This is a genomic window from Actinomadura sp. HBU206391, from assembly GCF_014323665.1.
Classification (GTDB): Bacteria; Actinomycetota; Actinomycetes; order Streptosporangiales; family Streptosporangiaceae; genus Actinomadura_C.
In genome coordinates this window covers 1-3,751 of record NZ_JABVEB010000405.1, presented here as the reverse complement: position 1 = coordinate 3,751, position 3,751 = coordinate 1, and the positions used below count along the sequence as shown (strand labels likewise).

Annotated in this window: 4 protein-coding genes; 2 read left to right on the top strand and 2 right to left on the bottom strand. The window is 73.9% G+C overall.

What is annotated here, in order from left to right; genetic code table 11:
- Positions 1–1,190 (bottom strand): ABC transporter ATP-binding protein (locus HKK72_RS37335; protein WP_315987637.1); only part of this gene is annotated, 1,190 nt, incomplete at its 3' end.
- 187 nt (positions 1,191–1,377) lie between these two features.
- Between HKK72_RS37335 and HKK72_RS37330 the strand changes: the two genes are divergently transcribed.
- Positions 1,378–2,154: a siderophore-interacting protein gene (locus HKK72_RS37330; RefSeq protein ID WP_315987636.1), complete on the top strand. Its 777-nt coding sequence runs from the start codon at positions 1,378–1,380 to the stop codon at positions 2,152–2,154.
- A 28-nt stretch (positions 2,155–2,182) separates the two neighbouring features.
- On the opposite strand, the gene HKK72_RS37325 is transcribed toward HKK72_RS37330, so the two are convergent.
- On the bottom strand, positions 2,183–2,803 hold the full coding sequence (locus HKK72_RS37325; RefSeq protein ID WP_410050384.1) for a phosphotransferase family protein: 621 nt from the start codon (positions 2,801–2,803) through the stop codon (positions 2,183–2,185).
- A 44-nt stretch (positions 2,804–2,847) separates the two neighbouring features.
- On the opposite strand from HKK72_RS37325, the gene HKK72_RS37320 reads away from it, so the two are divergent.
- A partial coding sequence (locus HKK72_RS37320) for a hypothetical protein (RefSeq protein ID WP_187239109.1) occupies positions 2,848–3,751 on the top strand: 904 nt, incomplete at its 3' end.

Here is a 3,751-nt window from a genome sequence, read left to right as displayed (position 1 = left end):
GGCTCGAGCGCGGCGAGGCTCACCCCGTCGAGCTCGATCGAGCCCGACGCCGGGTCGACGTCGCGGCCGAGGCACCGCAACAGGGCGGCGGCGGCCGCGGGATCGGTCGCCACCACCCCGATCAGCTCGCCGGGCGCGACGTCGAGGTCCACCTCGCGCAACGCGGAGTGCGCCACGCCGCGCAGCCGGACGTTGCCGCGGACCGGTACGGCGACTTGGCTCGTGCCGGGCGCCACCGCGGGAGGCGACGCCAGCACCGAGGCGACGCGCGCCGCCGAGGCGCGACCCTGGGCGAACTCGGCGTTGACCCACGTGAAGATGGAGAACGGCGTGAGCAGGAACTGGGCCAGCCCCACGGCCGCCACCAGCTCTCCGACACTGATGGTCCCCTCCGCCGCCAGGCGGCCACCGACGAGCGCGACGACGGCGATGAACACACCGGTCAGCGCGAGCACCGACCCGTCGTGCCACGCCTCCGCGCGAGCCGCCCGCAGGGTGGCGGCCAGCGAGTCCCGGCTCGTACGCCGATAGCGCGCGACCGCCGCCGACTCGGCACCGATGCCCTTGAGCACCCGCAGGCCCGCGACCAGATCGGCGGCGACTCCCGACGCGTGTGATGCGCGCTCCTGCTCGTCGGCGCTGCGCCGCTCGAGCGGCTTGCCGAGCAGGTGCGTCAGCCAGAGCAGCGGGGGAGCGCCGAGCAGCACCAGCAGGCCGAGTGGCACCGAGACCCACAGCAGCGCCGCGGCGCCGACGAGCAGCCCGGCCGCCGCCGAGGCTCCGGCGGTCACGGCGATGTTGACCGCGCCGACCCGTTTGGCGTCCCCGGTCGCGATGCTCACGAGCGCGCCCGGCAGCCGGCCCGTCTCCGCCCCTCCCCGGGGGTCGAGCACCCGTTCGGTCAGCTCGATGCGCAGTGCGTGCGCGGCCTGTTCGGCGGCGCGTTCGGCGGCGCGGGCGCCGAAGCGGAAGCTGAACGACAGCCCCGCGAAGACCACCGCCAAGAGCACGATCCACCGGATCAGCGCACCGGTGTCGCCGGCCGAGACGGCCTGGTCGATGACGACCCCGATGATGACCGGGACGAGGGCCTCTCCGGTCTGGTGCGCGGCGGCCATCACCATGCCGGCGGTGACGTGCCGCCACTGGGCGGTGATGGCATGGCTCAGGACGTCCCTGCCGGTGCGCACCCCTCATACCTCCGGTCGGTCGCTCGTCGCCGCCCGCGGGCTCGTCGCCTTGGCGGCGGGCCCGTGACGGTGGTCTTTGCGCCTGGGTGCGCAAGTTATTAGCTAAGGCTAACCTAATCGAGTACGAATGGGCGTTACCGGTGAGATGCGCCGGATCATCGTGCGACAAGCGGCATCCGGAGGCGGAGTGAGCTCCCCGTACAAGCACTTCATGGCGCAGGTCACCCGCACCGCGCGGATCACGCCGCAGACGGTCCGCATCACGCTGAGCGGCCTGGAGGGTTTCGCGGACACCGGGCTGGACCACTGGGTGAAGCTCTTTTTCCCGCTGCCCGGCGATCGCAGGCCCGTCTATCCGACCGGCGACGACTGGTGGCGCACGTGGAGTGCGGACCCGGGCGCCGTGCGCGCCGTCTTCCGCACCTACACAGTGCGTCGGCACCGTCCCGCGACCGGCGAGATCGATATCGACTTCGTCCTGCACGGTGACACGGCCCCGGGCTCCCGATGGGCCGCGCGCGCCGAGCCCGGCGACCTCGTCGGCGTGTGGGGACCCGGTGCGATGTACGACCCGCCGGAGGCGGCCGGCTGGCGCCTCATCGCGGGCGACGAGACGGCGCTGCCCGCCATGGCCGCCATCGTCGAGAGCCTTCCCGCCGGTTCGAGCGCCCGGGTGTTCGTCGAGATCGCCGACGCCGCGGAGGAGCAGCCCTTCGAGACCGACGGCGACGTCCGGGTCGAGTGGCTGCACCGTGACGGCGTTCCCGCGGGCCGCAGCGCTCTGCTGGTCGAGAGCGTGCGCGATGCGACATTGCCGCCCGGCCGGCCGTACGCGTGGATCGCGGGGGAGTCCGCGATGGTCAAGGCGCTGCGCCGGCATCTGGTGAACGAACGCGGCATCGACCGCGCGGACGTCTGCTTCTCCGGCTACTGGCGCCTGGGCAAGACCGAGTACGACGACTGACGAGCGCCCACGGCCCGCCTGGACCTTCCTACTCCCAGCCGGTGCGCATGCGCAGCCACTCCAGGGCGATCTCGCCGTGGGCGGCCTGGAAGGCGCGCAGTGCGGGCAGACCGGGCGGCGCGGGTTGCCGGGCGTTCCACACGAAGAAGCCGGTGAGCGCGGCCAGCGCCGTGGTCACGTCGTGCCGGTCGGCGCCACGGGCCACCGGATGGTCCTCGAAGAGCGCTTCGGGAGGCGGGCCTCCCTGCAGACGTACGCTCGGCAGCATCGACAGCAGGTCGAACCAGGGCGCGGCGACGCACGCCCATGGCCAGTCGACGACCACGACCCGGTCGGGCGTGAGCAGGAGGTTGTCCGCGCGCAGGTCGGCGTGGACGAGGGCCTCGCCCTCCGCCGCCGCGCCCCACCGGGCGAGAAGCCGCCCGGCTGCGTGACGGCCTCGATGACCTGGCCGCCGAGCCGGTGTTCGACCAGGTGACGCACCGCGGCCGGCAGGGCCGACCACTCGGTTCGCCCTCCGGTCGCGGGCGGCGGAGGCCGGTGTTCGGGTTCGGCGCCGCCTTCGTCGGCCTCGACGTTGCTGATCTGCCTTTCCACCTCGGGACAATTGCGCGTTCCTCCGCGGAGGCGCAATACCGAATTCGGCCACTGATGCCGTGCGGCCATTCGTTCCGGATCGGGTAAAAACCCAATGTGGACCTGTCGGCGGTGGCGAACGAGCTCTATGGGGCCGCACCTGAGGAGTTCGTCGAGACGCGCAAGCGGCTGGCCGCCGAGGCCAAGAAGGCCGGGGACCGTGACCTGGCCAAACGGATCGGCGCGCTGCGGCGTCCGACCGCGTCGGCCTGGGCGATCAACCAGTTGGCCCGCTCGGCACCGGACGAGCTCGGGTGGCTTTCCGACGTTGGCGCGGATCTGCGTGCGGCATGGGCGGAGGGCAGGCATGTCGGCGGGCTGGATCAGCGGCGTGGCGAGGTGATAGACCTGCTCGGCCGTACCGCACGGGCGCTCGCCAGGCAGGCGGGGCGGCCGCTCCGCGAGTCCGCCGTCCGGGAGGTGGAGGACACCCTGCACGCCGCCACGATGGATCCGGAGGTGGCCGACGAAGTGCGGTCGGGGCGGCTGACTCAGCCGCGCAGCCATGTCGGCTTCGTTCCGGCGGGGGTGCCGGCCAGGCCGGCCGGGCGACCTGGCGTGCAGGACGAGCGGCCCGAACCGCCCGAACGGCCCGTCGGGGAGCGGCGACGAGCCGCCCCCGCGAAGCACCGGACCGAGAGGGACCGGACCGAGGCGGACCGGACCGAGGCGGACCGGACCGGGGTCGAGGCTGACAGAGAGCGGGCCGAGACGGCGGCACGCGAACGGCTCGCCGCGCGGGCCCGGGCGGCGGCCGCCGAGGCGCGCGAGGCCGCCGACGTGCTCGCCGCGCGGGAGTCGGAGGCCGACGTGGCCGAACGGGCCCATGCCGACCTCGCCGACGAGGCCGAGCGACTCCGGCGCCGGCTGGACGAGGTGCTCGAACGCCGCGACGCCGCCATGGAGGGGCTGCGGACCGCACGGCGGGAGCGGGATCGCGCCGCCGGCCGAGCCGAAGAGG